Annotated in this window: 13 protein-coding genes; 6 read left to right on the top strand and 7 right to left on the bottom strand. The window is 73.2% G+C overall.

The features are described from left to right. Positions 1 to 26: 26 nt before the first annotated feature. The 4 genes from RIM90_RS11080 to RIM90_RS11065 all read right to left on the bottom strand — a co-directional run bounded on the left by RIM90_RS11080 (position 27) and on the right by RIM90_RS11065 (position 3,621). On the bottom strand, positions 27 to 908 hold the full coding sequence (locus RIM90_RS11080; protein WP_309060456.1) for a 1,4-dihydroxy-6-naphthoate synthase: 882 nt from the start codon (positions 906 to 908) through the stop codon (positions 27 to 29). Beyond that, on the bottom strand, positions 871 to 1,653 hold the full coding sequence (locus RIM90_RS11075) for a futalosine hydrolase (protein ID WP_309060455.1): 783 nt from the start codon (positions 1,651 to 1,653) through the stop codon (positions 871 to 873). Before RIM90_RS11075 ends, RIM90_RS11080 begins: the two co-directional genes overlap by 38 nt. Then, positions 1,617 to 2,123 carry a DUF2771 domain-containing protein gene (locus RIM90_RS11070; protein ID WP_309060454.1) on the bottom strand — a complete coding sequence of 169 codons (507 nt, stop codon included), beginning with the start codon at positions 2,121 to 2,123 and terminating at the stop codon, positions 1,617 to 1,619. Before RIM90_RS11070 ends, RIM90_RS11075 begins: the two co-directional genes overlap by 37 nt. Positions 2,124 to 2,187: 64 nt before the next feature. Further along, the gene (locus RIM90_RS11065) at positions 2,188 to 3,621 is read right to left on the bottom strand and encodes an MFS transporter (protein ID WP_309060453.1); all 1,434 of its coding nucleotides are present in this window, start codon (positions 3,619 to 3,621) and stop codon (positions 2,188 to 2,190) included. 350 nt (positions 3,622 to 3,971) lie between these two features. Between RIM90_RS11065 and RIM90_RS11060 the strand changes: the two genes are divergently transcribed. Continuing rightward, positions 3,972 to 4,898, top strand: a complete 927-nt coding sequence (locus tag RIM90_RS11060; protein WP_309060452.1) for a DUF3027 domain-containing protein — start codon at positions 3,972 to 3,974, stop codon at positions 4,896 to 4,898. A 281-nt stretch (positions 4,899 to 5,179) separates the two neighbouring features. On the opposite strand, the gene RIM90_RS11055 is transcribed toward RIM90_RS11060, so the two are convergent. Then, positions 5,180 to 5,620 carry an ATP-binding protein gene (locus RIM90_RS11055; RefSeq protein WP_309060451.1) on the bottom strand — a complete coding sequence of 147 codons (441 nt, stop codon included), beginning with the start codon at positions 5,618 to 5,620 and terminating at the stop codon, positions 5,180 to 5,182. Between the two features lie 158 nt (positions 5,621 to 5,778). Between RIM90_RS11055 and RIM90_RS11050 the strand changes: the two genes are divergently transcribed. The 4 genes from RIM90_RS11050 to RIM90_RS11035 all read left to right on the top strand — a co-directional run bounded on the left by RIM90_RS11050 (position 5,779) and on the right by RIM90_RS11035 (position 11,284). Then, positions 5,779 to 6,654 carry a helix-turn-helix transcriptional regulator gene (locus RIM90_RS11050; RefSeq protein ID WP_309060450.1) on the top strand — a complete coding sequence of 292 codons (876 nt, stop codon included), beginning with the start codon at positions 5,779 to 5,781 and terminating at the stop codon, positions 6,652 to 6,654. Next, a complete protein-coding gene (locus RIM90_RS11045) occupies positions 6,651 to 6,860 on the top strand; it encodes a DUF397 domain-containing protein (protein ID WP_309060449.1) in 210 nt (69 codons plus the stop codon). Before RIM90_RS11050 ends, RIM90_RS11045 begins: the two co-directional genes overlap by 4 nt. A 253-nt stretch (positions 6,861 to 7,113) precedes the next feature. Continuing rightward, positions 7,114 to 10,245 carry a sacsin N-terminal ATP-binding-like domain-containing protein gene (locus RIM90_RS11040; RefSeq protein ID WP_309060448.1) on the top strand — a complete coding sequence of 1,044 codons (3,132 nt, stop codon included), beginning with the start codon at positions 7,114 to 7,116 and terminating at the stop codon, positions 10,243 to 10,245. Positions 10,246 to 10,411: 166 nt separating this feature from the next. After that, a complete protein-coding gene (locus tag RIM90_RS11035; protein WP_309060447.1) occupies positions 10,412 to 11,284 on the top strand; it encodes a hypothetical protein in 873 nt (290 codons plus the stop codon). A gap of 6 nt (positions 11,285 to 11,290) precedes the next feature. On the opposite strand, the gene RIM90_RS11030 is transcribed toward RIM90_RS11035, so the two are convergent. Together RIM90_RS11030 and RIM90_RS11025 are read right to left on the bottom strand one after the other, a co-directional pair. Next, positions 11,291 to 13,684, bottom strand: a complete 2,394-nt coding sequence (locus RIM90_RS11030) for an HAD-IC family P-type ATPase (protein ID WP_309060446.1) — start codon at positions 13,682 to 13,684, stop codon at positions 11,291 to 11,293. Positions 13,685 to 13,813: 129 nt separating this feature from the next. After that, positions 13,814 to 14,116 (bottom strand): DUF2530 domain-containing protein, encoded by a 303-nt coding sequence (locus RIM90_RS11025; protein ID WP_309060445.1) that lies wholly within the window; start codon positions 14,114 to 14,116, stop codon positions 13,814 to 13,816. Positions 14,117 to 14,296: 180 nt separating this feature from the next. Between RIM90_RS11025 and RIM90_RS11020 the strand changes: the two genes are divergently transcribed. Beyond that, on the top strand, positions 14,297 to 15,748 hold the full coding sequence (locus RIM90_RS11020; RefSeq protein ID WP_309060444.1) for an NCS2 family permease: 1,452 nt from the start codon (positions 14,297 to 14,299) through the stop codon (positions 15,746 to 15,748). Positions 15,749 to 15,757: the final 9 nt, after the last annotated feature.

The raw sequence follows: 15,757 nt of genomic DNA, 5'->3' as shown, positions 1-15,757 counted from the left end.
AGGAACCCGCGCTCAGGAACCCGCGCTCAGGGGAACCGCAGCGCGTCCGGGCCGAGGGGCGGTACCAGCCCCTCGGCCGCCGCGCGCGTGAGCAGTCCCCGCACCGCCGCGTAGCCGTCCTCGCCGAGGTCGGCGGTGAACTCGTTGACGTACAGCCCGATGTGCTGGTCGGCGACGGCCGGGTCCATCTCCTGGGCGTGCTCCATGACGTACGGGCGCGACGCCTCGGGATCGTCCCAGGCCGCCCGTACGGACGCACGGACCGCGTCGGCGAGCCGCGTCAGCGTCCCGGCGCCCAGCGACCGCCTGGCGATGATCGCGCCCAGCGGGATCGGCAGCCCGGTGGTGCGCTCCCAGTGCTCGCCCATGTCGGCGAGCCGGTGCAGCCCGTAGTTCCGGTAGGTGAAGCGCGCCTCGTGGATGACGAGCCCCGCGTCGACCTTCCCGTCCCGCACGGCGGGCATGATCTCGTGGAACGGCATCACCACGATCTCCCCGACCCCGCCCGGCACGACATCCGCCGCCCACAGCCGGAACAGCAGGTACGCCGTCGACCGCTCGCTCGGCACGGCGACCGTGCGCCCCGTGAGGTCCACCCCTTCCTCCCGGGTCAGCACCAGCGGCCCGCAGCCCCGCCCCAGCGCGCCCCCGCAGGGCAGCAGGGCGTACTCGTCCAGGACGTACGGCAGCACCGCGTACGACACCTTCAGCACGTCGAGCTCGCCGCGCTCGGCCATGCCGTTGGTGAGGTCGATGTCGGCGAAGGTCACGTCGAGGGCGGGCGCGCCGGGGACGCGGCCGTGGGCGAGGGCGTCGAAGACGAAGGTGTCGTTCGGGCAGGGGGAGTAGGCGATCCGCAGTCGCTGCTGCTCACTGGTCGTGGCGGTCGTGCCGGTCGTTGCGGTCATGCCGGTTCCAACTCTCCAATACGGGTGCGAGCTTCCCGAAGCCCTCGGTGAGGGCGGTCAGGGCGTCGCCGATGCGCCAGGCCGCGCGGTCGCGCGGGCCGACGGGGTTCGACACCGCGCGCACCTCCAGCACGGGCACCCCGTGCGCGGCGGCGGCCTCGGCGACCCCGAAGCCCTCCATGGCCTCGGCGAGGGCGCGGGGGTGGCGGGCGCGGAGCCCGGCGGCGCGGGCGGCGGTCCCGGTCACCGTCGACACGGTGAGCACGGTGCCGGTGAGCGCGCCGGCCGCCGCGGCGGCGGCGCGGACCAGGGCGGCCGGCGGACGGTGGGTGACGGTGCCGAAGCCGAGCTCGGTGACCGGCAGGAACCCGTCGGCGGTCTCCGCGCCCAGGTCGGCCGCGGTGATCTCGTCGGCGACGACGAGGGAGCCGAGGGGCGCGTCGGGCGGGAAACCGCCGGCGATCCCGGCGCTGACGACGAGGTCGTAGGGGGTGCCGCCGAGGGCGGCCGCGGTGAGGGCGGCGGCGGTGGAGGCGGCGGCGAGGGCGGGGCCGACACCGGCGGCGAGGACGTCGGGGCCGGTGGGGGTGCGCAGCAGGGTCGCGCCGGGCAGCGGCACCTCGGACGGAGGACCGGCGTACGCCTGCGCCACCGCGTCCCGTTCGACGGGGACCGCGGTGGCGACGAGGACGCGCGGCGCGGAGCGGGTCAGGAGCCGTCGTCCTTCTTCAGCCGGAAGGACCACAGACCCGTGGCCTTGTTCTCGCCCTCCTGGATCGACACCAGGGTGGAGTCGCCCTGGGCGCCGTACTGGGCGTTGAAGAACACGCTGCCGGGGACCGACTGGTAGGTCTTCTTGATGGACTCGGTCAGCGGCCGGCCGTTCATCAGGATGGTCCAGCCCTTGTCGGCGATCTCCGGGTCGACGCCGAACCGGACGGTCCCGCCCTCGGGGTCGACGGAGATCTCCTCGATGTCCTTGTCCTTCAGGCACTTGTTCAGGTCGGCGGACTTCAGGGCCTCGCCCTCACCGCCACAGGTGGCCTCCGAGCTCACCGACGAGGTGCCCACGGTGACCGTGGCCATCGGGGTCGGCTTGTCGCAGGCGGACAGGACGAGCAGTCCGGCGGATACGGCGCCGACGGCGGCGACGGCACGGCGGCGTCGCACGGCGCGGTGACTCATGGCGGCGGCGCCGCGGGGCAACGTGGTCATGGGCGAAAGGCTATCGGGCACGCCGGGCGCTCCTCCCACGCGGGGGTACGGCGTGGCCGGAGCGTTACGCCACCCGCGCACGTCCCGAGCCCCCCTGCCGGGCCGAACCGACCAGTCCGCGGACGGTGGCCAGCCAGCCCGTGGCGACGATGCCCGCGCCCACCGCGAGCCCCAGCGGACCGATCAGCGGCATCACGATGCCGATCGCGCCGCCCAGCACCCACGACATCTGCAGCAGCGTCTCGGACCGCGCGAACGCCGACGTCCGGACCAGCTCGGGCACGTCCCGCTGGATCAGCGCGTCCAGCGACAGCTTGGCCAGGGCCTGCGCGAACCCGGCGATCGCGGCCAGGCACGCCACCAGCACCGCGCCGAAGAACACCGCGGCCGTGATCGCCGCGCCCAGCACACAGGCCACCACCGTCACGATGATGATCTCCGGGGCGCGGGACCTCAGCCAGGCCCCGACCGCCGTACCGAGCGCGTTGCCGGTGCCCGCCGCCACGCCCACTATGCCGAGGGAGACCGCGGCGCTCTGTCCGGTCATCGGGTGCTCGCGCAGCAGGAACGCGAGGAAGAAGATGAGGAAGCCGGTCAGGCAGCGGATGGAGGCGTTGGCGCCGAGGGCGTGGGTGACGGCCGGGCCGACCGTGCGCAGCCCGGGGCGCTTGACCGCCTTGCGGTGCGGCCCGTGCAGATGCCGTTCGTCGGCGGCGAGCAGGGCGACGTCCTCCCCCTTGGCGGAGTCCACCTCGGGCGGCAGCCGGAAGGACAGGAACATCCCCGTGACGAAGATCGCGAAGGCTCCGTACAGCGGCCAGCGGGGCCCGATCTGCTGCAGCCCCGCACCGATCGGCGCGGCGATCCCGGTGGCCAGCAGCCCGCCGAGGGTCACCCGCGAGTTCGCCTTCACCAGGGAGAAGGCGGGCGGCAGCAGCCGCGGCACGACCGCGCTCCTGACCACCCCGTACGCCTTGGACGCGACGAGCACGCCGAGCGCGGCCGGGTACAGCTGGATGCTGCCGGTGACGACCGCGCCGGACAGCACCAGGGCGAGCAGCGCCCGCGCGAGCATCGCGCCGGCCATCGCGGCGCGGCGGCCGTGCGGGATGCGGTCGAGGAGCGGGCCGATCACCGGGGCGAGGAGGGTGAACGGCGCCATGGTGATCGCCAGGTACAGCGCGACCCGCCCGCGGGCCTCGTCCGTCGGCACGGAGAAGAAGACGGTGGAGGCGAGCGCGACCGTGATCATGACGTCGCCGGCGCCGTTCACCCCGTGGAGCTCGATCAGCTTGCCGAGCCCGGACTCCCCGGCGCCGTGCGCGTGCGTCGCCCGGCGGATCCCGCGTGCGGTTCCGGTCACCGGGAAGTGCAGGGCCCGGCCGAACGCGCGAAGGCGGCCGCCCGTCCGGCCCGTCCCGGCGCGTCGCCCGTTCCCCTTGACCCCGTTCGGCCCACCGGTCCCGGTGGCGTCCTGGGGTGTCCTCGCGGTAGCCACGACGTCATAGTGCCCCGAGATCCCGGTGCGTAGCGCCTCGACGCCACCGTGGACGGCGCCCGGGGGGCGGCAGTCCGGCCGATCGGCCCCGCGCACGGCCTCCCCGGGGCGGCTCCGCGCGGTTCGCGGGGGCCCGGGAAACCGGCACGCGGGGTTCCGGAACAACCGTCGGTGTAGGCCCAGCGCACGCGAGCAGGTAGCGTGCGTATCTCAGCCATCCCGCAGAATGGATGGAGGCGCGCCCGAGCACGAATCGGCGCGGACGTCGACGCGGTCCCCCGGTCCGCTCCGTCCGCCCCCGCGCTGGGAGTGGCGCACACGTGAGACGGCGTAGGAGAGAAGCGATACCTGTGAGCGCAGCGACAACGCGAAGCCGCACCCCCGACCGTCTGTGCGCCGAGGCCGTCGACCTCGCCCGCGCCGCAGCCGAGGAGGCCGCCGCGCCCGGGGTCGTCGGGGAGCACGAGGGGCTGGTCTCCGAGGGCGACCGCGTCGTCACGCACTTCTTCGGGTGCCACGAGCCCGGCTACCGCGGCTGGCGCTGGGCCGTCACCGTCGCCCGCGCCTCCCGCGCCAAGGTCGTCACCGTCGACGAGGCGGCCCTGCTGCCCGGCCCCGACGCGCTGCTCGCGCCGGAGTGGGTGCCGTGGAGCGAGCGGCTGCGCCCCGGCGACATGGGCCCCGGCGATCTCCTCCCCACCGACGCCGAGGACCTGCGCCTGGAGCCCGGCTGGTCCGGCGCGCAGGAGCCGCCGCCGAACTCCGCGGTCTCCGAGGAGATGGCCGACCTGGTGGAGGCCGAGGACGCCGACATCACCGAGGGGCCCCCGGCCGACCTGCCCGTCCCCCCCTCGCGCGGCTCCATCGCCGCGGTCGCCGAGGAACTGGGCATGCGCCGCGCCCGGGTCCTGTCCCGGTACGGCCTGCACACCGCCGCCGACCGCTGGGACGAGGCGTTCGGCGCCAAGACCCCCATGGCCCAGGCGGCCCCCGCCTCCTGCGTCAGCTGCGGCTTCCTCGTCCCCATCGGCGGCTCCCTGGGCCAGGCCTTCGGCGTGTGCGCCAACGAGTTCTCCCCGGCCGACGGCCGCGTGGTCTCCCTGGCGTACGGCTGCGGCGGCCACTCCGAGGCCGCGGTCATGCCCAAGCCGCCGCAGCCCGCCCCGCCGGTGATCGACGAGACCCGCGTCGACCCGTTCCCCCTGCGCCCGGCCGCCGACTCCGGCTCGGTCCCGGTCACGGAGGACGAGTCGTCGGCGGAGCTGGGCCACTCGTAGGGGCCCGGCCGGGTCCGGCTCAGGCGCGCACCGCTCGCACGGCCTCGTCCAGGACGGCGCCCGGCTCCCGCAGGGTTTCCCGGGCGACGGCGGCGTCCTCGTGCGAGGTCGCCCTTGACGCGGGCGTGGCGGCCGCCCGGCAGTCGCGGCAGCGGGTTCCGGGGCGGCGGGGGGACGTTTCTTTCGGGGTGCGCAAGGCGGAGAGGGTGGGGCGGATGTCCCACCGGTCAGCCCGCTCACCTCGTTCTCCGTGCTCTTCAGCGGGATAGACGCGCCCGTCGTCAGCCGGCGGTTCCGTGTCGCTCGGGGGAGGTGAGGCGCAGTTCGGCCCAGACCGTCTTGCGCGGGAAGCGGCCCTCGGTCACGCCCCAGCGGTCGGCGAGCGCTTCGACCAGCAGCAGGCCGCGACCGGACTCGGCGTCGGGGGAGGGATCCCGCGGTGCGGGGAGCCGCTCGCCCCGGGTGTCGGTGACCTCGATGCGGAGGGTGTCGCCGACGACGTAGAGCGTGAGCCGGAAGTCGCGCCCCCGCACCCTCCCGTGCGTCGCCGCGTTGACGGCCAGCTCGGCGACGATCTGCCGCGCCGGGTCCAGGGGCAGCCCCCACGAGCGCAGCTGTTCGGTCGCGAGCAGACGGGCGAGGCGGGCGCCGCGTGGCGTGGGGGAGAGCTGCACGCTGAAGTTGCGGACGGGGAGCGCGGGTTCGGCGGTTTTCTGGTTCACGTCACTCAGCGTGGCGTCACATGCGTACCGTGAGTGGCTACTCGGCGGGTACGTACGGTCACTGTCCGGTTGTTGTCCGGTGCTGTCTGGGCTGTGCCGGGGGGCCGTGCGGGTAGGGCGCCGGGTGCACCACAGGCGGTTCGACGGAGAGGCGCGACATGACGGTCGAGGCGGAGGCGGGTCGGCTCAAGAGCGAGGCGGACGAGCCGGGTTGGGAGGTGGACCCGGACGACGAGTGGGGCGTCGCGGTCATCACCACCGTCGGACGGCAGCTGAAACTGCGCCGCGAGGCGGTGGGGATGCGGGCCGCCGAGTTCGGGAGGGCGATCGGGTACGGCGAGGACATGGTCTACAAGATCGAGGGCGGCAAGCGGATTCCCCGCCAGGAGTACCTGGACAAGGCCGACGAGGTGCTGGAGGCCGGCGGGCTCATCGCGGCGGCCTGGGAGGACGTGAAGAAGGTCCGGTATCCGAAGAGCGTGCGGGCGCTGGCCGATCTTGAGGCCAAGGCGGTCGAGATCGGCGTGTACGTCGGGCTCAGCATTCACGGCTTGTTGCAGACGCCGGAGCACGCGCGAGCACTGTTCGAGGCGTGGCAGCCGCCGTACTCGGAAGAGGAAGTGGAGCGTCTGGTCGCCGCTCGCATGGCTCGGAAGTCGATTTTCGAACGGTCCCCTGCTCCCGCCCTCAGCTTCGTCCTGGAAGAGGGGACTCTGCGTCGCCGGGTCGGAGGCACAATGGTGTGGCGCCAGCAGCTTGAACACCTGCTGGAGGTCGCGCGGTTGCGCAACGTCACGCTTCAGGTGATGCCGATGAGCGCAGGGGCTCATCCAGGGCTGGGCGGCAGGATCGAGGTACTCAAGTTCGCCGACGGCACGGCGGCGGGCCGGGCCGACGGTGCGTTCCAGGGACGGCCGACCTCCGATCCGAAGCAACTGCGGATCCTTGAACTGCGGTATGGGACCATCCGGGCGCAGGCTCTCACGCCACGGGAGTCGCTGGCCTTCGTCGAGCAAGTGCTGGGAGAGACATGATCCATAAGGCCTCGGCCGAGGACGCTTTCGAACTGGTCTGGTTCAAGAGCAGCTACAGCGACGGCCCGGACGGCAACTCCTGCGTCGAGCTCGCCCTCACCCCCGGCACCGTCCACGTACGCGACTCCAAGGACACGGCGGGCCCCCGCCTCGCCTTCGCCCCGGACGCGTGGGCGCGCTTCGTCCCGTACGCGTCCGGGGACTGAGCGCACCGCCTGGCCCGCCGTTGTCCTACGGGGTGGCGTGGCCGCCGAGAAAACGCAGCCGCACAGCGGCCTCCGCGTTGCCCGGTGCGGCGGGCGTCGTGCGCGGGGCGCTCACCGCGGCCTTGCCGCAGGCGCGCATCGCTGCGGGGGCGGAACGGCTCCGCGGGTCCGGGCCGAGCCCGCTCTCCTCGTCGGGGTCCCGCGGGGCGGTACCTTCGACCTCAGCCGATGACGGCCGATGAGGAGAGTCAACGTGAGCAAGTTCGTGCGGCCCGCCGCCGAGGGCGCCGACCCGTTCGGTACGGCACGTCTGCGGCGTGGTGTCCTGGACGCCTGGGTCACCAGCCCCGCCCGCTTCCGTGAGGACGCCAACGCCGAGGAGGACCTCGCCCTCGGCGGCTACCGGGACCGCCTCGTCGTCGAGCTCGCCCAGAACGCCGCCGACGCCGCCGCCCGCGCGGGGGTGCCGGGACGGCTCCGGCTCACCCTGCGCGACGGTGTCCTCGTCGCCGCGAACACCGGTGCGCCGCTGGACGCGGCCGGGGTCGAGTCGCTGTCCACCCTGCGCGCCTCCGCGAAGCGGGACACGGCCGACCGGGCCGTGGGGCGGTTCGGTGTCGGGTTCGCCGCCGTCCTCGCCGTCACCGACGAGCCCGCCGTCGTCGGCCGGCACGGCGGCGTGCGCTGGTCGCTGGCCGAGGCGCGGGAACTGGCGGGCGACACCGCCCGGCACAGCCCCGGCCTGGGGGACGAGATCCGCCGCCGCGACGGGCACGTCCCGCTGCTCCGCCTCCCCTTCGCCGCCGAGGGCACCGCCCCCGACCCCTACGACACGGCCGTCATCCTGCCGCTGCGCGACGCGGCCGCCGCCGACCTCGCCGAGCGGCTGCTGAACGCCGTCGACGACGCCCTGCTGCTCGCCCTGCCCGGCCTCACCGAGGTCGTCGTGGAGATCGGCGGCGAGGGCCCCCGGACGCTGACCCGCCGCACCGACGGCCCCTTCACCGTCGTCGACGACTCCGGCAACGGCATCACCCACTGGCGCACCGCCGCCGTCCACGGCCCCCTCACCCCCGACCTGCTCGCCGACCGCCCGGTGGAGGAGCGGCTGCGTCCCCACTGGTCCGTCACCTGGGCCGTCCCCGTCGACCCCGACGGCACCCCGGCCCGGCCCCGCACCAGCCCGGTCCTGCACGCCCCCACGCCGAGCGACGAGCCCCTCGGCGTGCCCGCCCTGCTCATCGCCTCCTTCCCGCTGGACTCCACCCGGCGGCACACCGCGCCCGGCCCGCTCACCGACTTCCTGGTGCAGCGCGCGGCCGACGCCTACGCCGACCTGCTCGCCGACTGGCGCCCGGTGACCGCCGGGATCATCGACCTCGTGCCCGGCCCGCTCGGCAGGGGCGAGCTGGACGGGGCGCTGCGCCGGGCGATCCTCGACCGGCTGCCGCGCACCTCCTTCCTGCCGCCCGCCGTCGAGCCGCGCGAACAGGACGGCGACTTCGACCTCCCCGAGTCCCTGCGGCCCCGGGACGCCGAGGTCGTCGAGGGCGCGGGCGCGGACACCGTGCGGGTGCTCGCCGAGGTGCTGCCGACCCTCCTGCCCGCCGGTCTCGAACGGCGCGCGGAGCTGCGCACCCTCGGTGTCGCCCGGCTCCCGCTCACCGACGCCGTCGACCGGCTCGCGGGGCTGGAGAAGTCCCCCGACTGGTGGCGGCGGCTGTACGAGAGCCTCGCGGGCGTCGACCCGGACCGGCTGTCCGGGCTGCCGGTGCCGCTCGCCGACGGCCGTACGACGATCGGCCCCCGCCAGGTGCTGCTGCCCGGCGCGGAGGCCGCCCGGATCGACCCCGAGGTGCTGGCCCGGCTCGGGCTGAAGGTCGCCCACCCGGACGCCGCCCACCCCCTCCTGGAGAAGCTCGGCGCGCTCCCGGCGACCCCGCGCGCGGTGCTCACCACCCCGCAGGTGCGGGCCGCCGTCGCCGCCTCGCTCGACGACGAGGGCGGGGTGAACTGGGAGGAGGACGCCCCGGACGCCGAGGAACTCGCCGACACCGTGCTCGGCCTGGTGCGCGACGCCGGACTCGAACCCGGCGACGAGCCCTGGCTGGGCGCCCTCGCGCTCCCCGACGAGGACGGCGAGCTCTCCCCGGCCTGCGAACTCGTCTTCCCCGGCGGCCCGTTCGCCCGCGTGATGCGCGAGGGGGAACTCGCCGCCGTGGACGCCGAGCTGGCCGGGAAGTGGGGCGAGCAGCCGCTGGCCGCCTGCGGGGTGCTGGTGGACTTCGCGCTGGTCCGCGCCACCGACGTCGTCCTCGACCCGGACGAACTGGAGCCCCGGGAGGGGGACTTCCCCGAACCCGACGACGCGGGGCTGCTGGACGCCGTGGACGTGTGGTGCGAGGACGTCCTCGACCGCTTCCCGGACAGTCCCGTGCCGCCGGTCGCCACCGAGATCGTCGCCGTGCGCGACCTGGACCTGGTGGACGACGACCGGTGGCCCCAGGCCCTCGCGATGCTCGCCCGCCCGCCCTTCAGGGACGCGCTCACCCAGCCGGTGCGGATCCTGCTGCACGACGGCACCCACGAGGTCGTCCGCCCCTACACCGCCTGGTGGCTGCGCGGTCACCCCGTGCTCGGCGGCCGCCGCCCGGCCGGACTGCGCGCGGCCGGCGGCGACCCGCTGCTGCGCGGCCTGTACGACGAGGCCGACGCGACCGGCTTCGACGACGAGCAGGTGCTGCGGGCGCTCGGCGTACGGACGTCGGTGTCCGCGCTGCTCGACGAACCGGGGGGTGGCGCCGAGCTGCTGGACCGCCTCGCCGATCCCGACCGCGAGGTCACGGCGGCCCAGCTGCACGCCCTGTACGGGGCGCTGGCCGAGCTGGACCCGGAGCGGGTGACCCTGCCGGACGAGCTGCGCGCGGTCGTCGACGGCCGCGTGGAGGTGGTGGACGCCGCCGACGCGGTGGTCGTCGACTCGCCCGATCTGCTGCCGTTCACCGCGGGCACGGCGCTGCTGCCCGTCCGGCCGTCCCGGGCCGCCGAGCTGGCGGAGCTGTTCCAGGTGCGGCGGCTGAGCGAGTCCGTCACCGGGGAGGTCGACTCCGAGGGCACGGAGCACGACGTGCTGGAATCGGTGCGGGTGCTGCTCGGACCGCGCACCCCGGCCTCGTACGTCGAGCACGAGGAACTCGTCGTCGACGGCGTGGAGATCGACTGGCGGCTGACGGACGACGGCGTGCTGCACGCCGCCACCCTGGAGGGGGTCGCCGCGGGTCTCGCCTGGGCGGCCGGCCAGTGGCCGCGCCGGTTCGAGGTCGCGGCGCTGCTGGAAGATCCCTCCCGCACCGAGGAATTGGCCCGGGACCGCTGGTTCGACTGAGTCCGGCACCCCGCGCACAAAATTTTCACGTGCCGTACAACCATTCGCCCGGGTGATGGATCTGATCTTGTGAGTCAACAGACTCCACGATCACTTGGGCCCCGTGCCGACGACGAGCCGTACGAAACGACCAGAGCCGGGGCCCCTTTCTCCACCTGGGGAACGCATGCGCATTCGAGCCACCGTGGCCGCCGTCTCCGGCGCCCTGGCCCTGTCCGCCCTCGCCGTCCCGGCCGCGCAGGCCGACGGCCCCTCGTACCGCGAGGAGGCCGCCGCCGCGCTCGCGGCCTCGCACGGTGCGTCCGAGCGGTCCGCGTTCAGCACCGCCGCCGCCATCGGGGACCTGGACGTCTCCTTCTCCAACTTCAAGATCGCCAAGGCGGTCAAGGTCGGTACGACGAACCACGTCTCCACCACGGTGACCTACACGATCACGCACGGCGCCGACGTGGACATCCACTCCGAGGACTTCGCGACCGGCCCGTACATCTACAAGGGCTCCTACGACGCCCCGGCCAACCTCCTGCTCGGCGACTACGCGGCCACCTGCACCGAGACCTCGTCGACCACCGCCACCTGCAAGGGCGACATCGACGTCTACCCGGCCTACGGGGAGCTGATCAACTCCGACGCCGGCACCTGGAGGGGCGGTGCCCTGGCGCTGAACTACGCCACGGAGGAGTTCGCCGACGAGGGCGGCCTCGGCACCACCCTGGTCCAGCGCTACTCCAAGCTGACCGTCAACGCCTCCCCCGAGCCGGTGAAGAAGGGCAAGACCATCACCGTCACGGGCAAGCTGTCCCGCGCCAACTGGGAGACCAACAAGTACGCGGGCTACACCAACCAGTCCGTGAAGCTCCAGTTCCGCAAGAAGGGCTCCAGCACCTACACCACGCTGAAGACCCTCAAGACGAACTCCACGGGCAACCTCAGCACCACCGTCACCGCCTCGACCGACGGCTACTTCCGCTACAACTTCGAGGGCACCACGACCACCCCGGCCGTCAAGGCCGCCGGTGACTTCGTCGACGTGCAGTAAGACCCCCTAAGCGGGAAAGCGGCGGTCCACCCACTTCCACAGGAACTCCAGGGTGGCCGCCGCCACCACCGCGACGCCGACCGCGATCCACGGCATCGTCGTGCCGACCAGCCTCAGCGCGAAGAACTCCTGCAGCCACGGCACGACCAGCACCACCAGGAACGCCGCCCCCATCGCCGCCACCAGCCCGACGCGCCACCAGGTGTAGGGGCGGGCGATGATCGCCAGCACCCACATCGAGATCAGGAACAGCGTCAGCGTCGCCGCGCTCGTCTCCGCGTCCAGCGCGCCCGCACCGCTGTAGTGCTGCCGGGCGATCAGGTACGTCGCGAAGGTCGCCAGCGCGGCCAGCACCCCGCCCGGGATCGCGTACCGCATGACCCGCCGCACGAAGTTCGGCCGCGCCCGCTCCTTGTTCGGGGCGAGGGCCAGGAAGAACGCCGGGACGCCGATGGTGAGCGTGGACAGCAGGGTCAGGTGGCGCGGCAGGAACGGGTACTCCACCTGCGAGCACACCACCAGCACCGCCAGCAGCACCGAGTACACCGTCTTCACCAGGAACAGCGTCGCGACCCGGGTGATGTTGCCGATCACCCGCCGCCCCTCCGCCACCACCGACGGCAGCGTGGCGAAGCTGTTGTTCAGCAGCACGATCTGCGCCACCGCCCGCGTGGCCTCCGAGCCGGAGCCCATCGCGACCCCGATGTCGGCGTCCTTCAGCGCCAGCACGTCGTTCACGCCGTCGCCGGTCATCGCGACCGTGTGGCCGCGCGACTGGAGCGCGCCCACCATGTTCCGCTTCTGCTGCGGGGTGACCCGCCCGAACACCGTGCCCTGATCCAGTGCCCCGGCCATGCCGTCCCGGTCGGCGGGCAGCCGGCGCGCGTCGACCGTCGTCCCGCTCAGCCCGAGCTTGGACGCGACGGCCCCGACCGACACCGCGTTGTCGCCGGAGATGACCTTGGCGCGGACGTTCTGCTCGGCGAAGTAGCGCAGGGTGTCGGCCGCGTCCGGCCGCAGCCGCTGCTCCAGCACCACCAGCGCGGCCGGACGGACGCCCTCGGCGACCCCGGGGTCGTCCAGCTCGCGCCCGGCACGGGCCAGCAGCAGCACCCGCAGCCCCTGCTCGTTCATCCGCTCGGTCTCGTCCAGCGCCGGGTCGCCGTCGTCGAGGAGCACGTCGGGCGCCCCGAGCAGCCAGGTGCCGCTCTCCCCGTCGCCCTCGGTGAGGGTGGCGCCGCTGTACTTGCGGGCCGAGGAGAAGGGCAGGGACTCGGTGCAGCGCCAGTCCCCGGCGTCCGGACAGGCGTCGATGACCGCCTTCAGGGAGGCGTTGGGGCGCGGATCGGAGGCGCCGAGCGCGCCCAGCACCTTCCGCACGTACGTCTCGTCGTGGCCGTCGAGCACCCGCAGCCCGGTGACGTCCATGCCGCCCTCGGTGAGGGTGCCGGTCTTGTCCAGGCAGACCGTGTCGACGCGGGCCAGCCCCTCGATGGCGGGCAGCTCCTGCACCAGGCACTGCTTGCGCCCCAGCCGGATGACCCCGATCGCGAAGGCGACCGAGGTGAGCAGCACCAGCCCCTCGGGGACCATCGGCACGATGCCGCCGACCGTGCGGGCGACCGAGTCCCTCAGCTCGTTGTCCTTGACCACCAGCTGGCTGATGATCAGTCCGATCGCGGTCGGGACCATCATCCACGTCACGTACTTGAGGATGGTGGAGATGCCGGAACGCAGCTCGGAGTGGACCAGCGTGAACCGGGACGCCTCCTCGGCGAGCTGGGCCGCGTATGCCTCGCGCCCCACCCTGGTCGCCTGGAAGGAGCCGCCGCCCGCGACCACGAAGCTGCCGGACATCACCTGGTCCCCGGGCCGCTTCACCACGGGATCGGCCTCGCCGGTGAGCAGCGACTCGTCGATCTCCAGCCCGTCCGCCCCGGCGCACACCCCGTCGACGACGACCTTGTCGCCCGGTCCGATCTCGATCAGGTCGTCCAGCACGATCTCGGAGGTGCCGACCCGCGCGGCCACGCCGTCCCGCCGCACCGTGGGCCGCACCTCGCCGATCAGCGCGAGGGAGTCGAGGGTCTTCTTCGCCCGCCACTCCTGGACGATGCCGATGCCGGTGTTGGCGAGGATCACGAAGCCGAACAGGCTGTCCTGGATGGGCGCGACGACCAGCATGATCACCCAGAGCACGCCGATGATCGCGTTGAACCGGGTGAAGACGTTCGCGCGGACGATCTCGAGCAGGGACCGGCTGCTGCGCACCGGCACGTCGTTGACCTGCCCGCGCGCCACCCGTTCGGCCACCTCCGCCGAGGTCAGCCCGGTCACCGGGGAGGTGACCGCGGTGGGCTGCGCGACATCGACCTGGGCGTCCGCGTCGAGATGCGTCATGCATTCGACGGTACGTGCGGTTTCACCGGTTCACCCGCGCATGCGCGGAAGATCCGACCGGGGGACGACCCGGGAGGACGGCCGTAGTGCCCCGGTCGTACGGCGGTGGCGGGACCGCGCCGGTGCGCGTCAGTCGGCCGTCGGCGCGGGGGAGTGGCCGGCCGGCTGTCCGTCGTGCCCGTCCTGCCCGGCCCGCGCGCGCTTGATCGCGGCGTCCCGCCTGCGGACGTACCAGATGCCGATGAACCCGAGCCCGCCGCCGGCCAGGCACGTCCACAGCCACCAGGTGTGGCCGTGGTCGTCGAACCAGCCGTAGAACGGCAGCTGCACCAGGAAGAGGACGAACCAGACGATCGTGCCGCCGATGATGGTGGCGACCACGGGGCCCTCCAGGGGCTCCGGCGCCTCGTGCTTGGGGGTCCACTTCGCCATGCGGACAGCTTACGAGGGACGGCGCGCGTGAGGTGCGCCGCATCGGGCGCGCGGTTCTACGCGCGGAGATGGCATCGGGGCCGTTATATGTTCATACTGAATCCGTTTGTCTCTGACCGCTTTCATTCGTAGAAAACACCAAAGGGCTTTGGGGGAAGTCCGACGGTGATGAGGTCCCGCATGTCCACGTCGGCCCCCGACAAGGCCCCCGTTCCCGAGCAGCCGGGGTCCGGTTCCGCGTCCGGCGCTCTCGACCGCTACTTCAAGATCTCCGAGCGCGGCAGCACGCTGTCCCGCGAGATCCGCGGCGGTTTCGCCACCTTCTTCGCGATGGCCTACATCATCGTGCTGAACCCGATCATCCTGGGCAGCGCGAAGGACATGTACGGCAACCAGCTCGACAACGGTCAGCTGGTCACCGCGACCGCCCTGACGGCGGCGTTCGCCACGCTCCTCATGGGCGTCATCGGCAACGTCCCGATCGCGCTGGCCGCGGGCCTGGGCGTGAACTCGGTCGTCGCGCTCCAGCTCGCGCCGCGCATGTCGTGGCCGGACGCCATGGGCATGGTGGTGCTGGCCGGTTTCGTCGTCATGATCCTGGTCGCCACCGGTCTGCGCGAGCGCGTGATGAACGCCGTCCCGTACGGCCTGCGCAAGGCCATCGCCATCGGCATCGGCCTGTTCATCATGCTCATCGGCCTGGTCGACTCCGGGTTCGTCTCCCGCATGCCGGACGCCGCCCAGACCACCGTCCCGCTCCAGCTCGGCGGCGCCGGTCACCTCAACGGCTGGCCGGTCCTCGTCTTCATCCTCGGCGCGCTGCTCACGCTGGCGCTGATCGTGCGCAAGGTGCCCGGCGCGATCCTCATCTCGATCGTGGCGATGACGGTCGTCGCGGTGATCATCAACGCCGTGGCCGACATCCCCTCCTGGGGCCTGACGACCCCCACCTGGCCCGGCAACCCGGTCGCCACCCCCGACTTCGGCCTGGTCGGCGAGGTCAGCCTGCTCGGCGGCTTCGAGAAGGTCGGTGTGCTGACCGGTGTCCTGTTCGTCTTCACCGTGCTGCTGTCGTGCTTCTTCGACGCGATGGGCACGATCATGGGTGTCTCGGACGAGGCCAAGCTGACCGACGCCCAGGGCCAGATGCCCGGCGTCAACAAGGTCCTGTTCATCGACGGCGTCGCCGTCGCCGCGGGCGGCGCCAGCTCCGCCTCGGCCACCACCGCCTTCGTGGAGTCCACGGCCGGCGTCGGCGAGGGCGCGCGCACCGGCTTCGCCAACGTCGTCACCGGCGCGCTGTTCGCGATGGCGCTGTTCCTCACGCCCGTCGCCACGATGGTCCCGTCCCAGGCGGCCACCCCGGCGCTGCTCGCGGTGGGCTTCCTGATCCTGGCGGGCTCGATCAGGGAGATCGACTGGGCGGACCACACGATCGCCATCCCGGCCTTCGTGACGATGCTGATGATGCCGTTCACCTACTCGATCACCAACGGCATCGGCATGGGCTTCATCACCTTCACGGTGCTGCGCCTGGCGGCCGGACGCGGCCGGGAGGTCCCGACGGCGATGTACGTGGTGTCGGCGGTCTTCGCCTTCTACTACCTGATGCCGGCGCTGGGCCTGACCTGATCCGGCCTG

It is taken from the genome of Streptomyces sp., from assembly GCF_031181555.1.
Lineage (GTDB): Bacteria > Actinomycetota > Actinomycetes > Streptomycetales > Streptomycetaceae > Streptomyces > Streptomyces fimbriatus.
Note: the sequence above shows the minus strand (reverse complement) of the source record. Positions and strands in the feature narration are given on the sequence as shown.

Coding starts and splice junctions, on each gene's coding strand:
- RIM90_RS11080 (WP_309060456.1), bottom strand. CDS start 908: ATGACCGCAACGACCGGCACGACCGCCACGACCAGTGAGCAGCAGCGA.
- RIM90_RS11070 (WP_309060454.1), bottom strand. CDS start 2,123: ATGACCACGTTGCCCCGCGGCGCCGCCGCCATGAGTCACCGCGCCGTG.
- RIM90_RS11050 (WP_309060450.1), top strand. CDS start 5,779: ATGACGGTCGAGGCGGAGGCGGGTCGGCTCAAGAGCGAGGCGGACGAG.
- RIM90_RS11045 (WP_309060449.1), top strand. CDS start 6,651: ATGATCCATAAGGCCTCGGCCGAGGACGCTTTCGAACTGGTCTGGTTC.
- RIM90_RS11035 (WP_309060447.1), top strand. CDS start 10,412: ATGCGCATTCGAGCCACCGTGGCCGCCGTCTCCGGCGCCCTGGCCCTG.
- RIM90_RS11030 (WP_309060446.1), bottom strand. CDS start 13,684: ATGACGCATCTCGACGCGGACGCCCAGGTCGATGTCGCGCAGCCCACC.
- RIM90_RS11025 (WP_309060445.1), bottom strand. CDS start 14,116: ATGGCGAAGTGGACCCCCAAGCACGAGGCGCCGGAGCCCCTGGAGGGC.
- RIM90_RS11020 (WP_309060444.1), top strand. CDS start 14,297: ATGTCCACGTCGGCCCCCGACAAGGCCCCCGTTCCCGAGCAGCCGGGG.